A 1,286-nucleotide genomic window follows, 5' to 3' on the forward strand; every position below is an offset into this window, starting at 1 on the left:
GGCCAAAATGATCAGTAACATTCTCGGCCTACTGATGATCGTCGTACTCATCGCCGGCAACGCACTGTTCGTGTCCGCCGAGTTCGCTCTGGTGGCGATCGACCGCAGCCAGCTCGAACAGGCCGCGGCGGACGGCTCCCGGAGAGCCACGCGGGTGCTTCGCGCCGTCCACTCGCTGTCGTTCCAGCTCTCGGGAGCGCAGCTGGGCATCACGCTGACATCGCTGGTGCTCGGATACGTCGCCGAACCGGCGCTGGCATCCCTGCTGATGCCGGCGATCAGGACGGTCGGGCTGCCGGACGGGGTCGCCCATGCAACTGCCGTGACCATTGCCCTACTCATCGCGACAATTTCACAGATGGTCTTCGGTGAGCTGTTCCCGAAAAACGTCGCAATCGCGACACCACTGACCGTCGCCGAACGGGTGGTCGGGCCGCAGATGCTCTTCTCACGCATCTGTCGGCCGGCAATCGTGCTCCTGAACGGATCGGCCAACCGCCTGTTGCGCGCGCTCGGCATCGAGCCGCAGGACGAGCTGCGGTCGGCTCGTTCCCCGTCCGAACTCGGCTGGCTGGTGCGCTCATCAGCCGAACAGGGCACGCTGCCCGGCAATACGGCGACGCTGCTGCGTCGGTCGCTACGGTTGCGTGAGCGCACCGCGCAGGATGTCATGACACCCCGGGTTCAGGTGGTCGCGCTCCACGCCGACGACAACGTGGCGGATCTGCTGCGGGTGGCCGAGCGGTCGGGTCACTCCCGCTTCCCCGTGCTGCGGCGCTCGACCAGGCGCGAAACTGCGCCGAACACCGCGGCTGACAGCACCGACGTCGACGACGTGGTCGCAGTTGTCCATGTCAAGGACGCCTTCGGCGTCTCCCAGCCCGCTCGCGCGGTCACACCGGTCAGCCAGATCATGGTCCCGCCGGTGATGGTGCCGAACTCACTGGGCTGCGACGATCTCCTCACCACCCTGCGCGGCCACAGCCTCCAACTCGCCATCGTCATCGACGAGTACGGCGACATCGCCGGCATCGTCACCCTGGAGGACCTCGTCGAAGAGCTCGTCGGCGACGTTGCAGACGAGTACGACCCACCGCAGACACCGGATGCGACCGCCCGCGCGGACGGGAGCTGGGTGCTGTCCGGCCTGCTCCGCGTGGACGAGGTCGCCGACAGTACCGGCGTCGCGCTACCCGACGGCCCGTACGAGACGCTCGCCGGCCTCGTCCTGCACCGGCTCGGACGGATACCCCGCGTCGGTGACACGGTCACGGTCGCCGGCCACC

The 1,286-nt window shown here is 67.7% G+C and carries 1 protein-coding gene; it reads left to right on the forward strand.

What is annotated here, in order from left to right:
- Positions 1–7 precede the first annotated feature (7 nt).
- A partial coding sequence (locus U9980_RS03630) for a hemolysin family protein (RefSeq protein WP_322766679.1) occupies positions 8–1,286 on the forward strand: 1,279 nt, incomplete at its 3' end.

The sequence above is a fragment of the Protofrankia sp. Cr1 genome, from assembly GCF_963555865.1.
Taxonomy (GTDB): domain Bacteria; phylum Actinomycetota; class Actinomycetes; order Frankiales; family Frankiaceae; genus Protofrankia.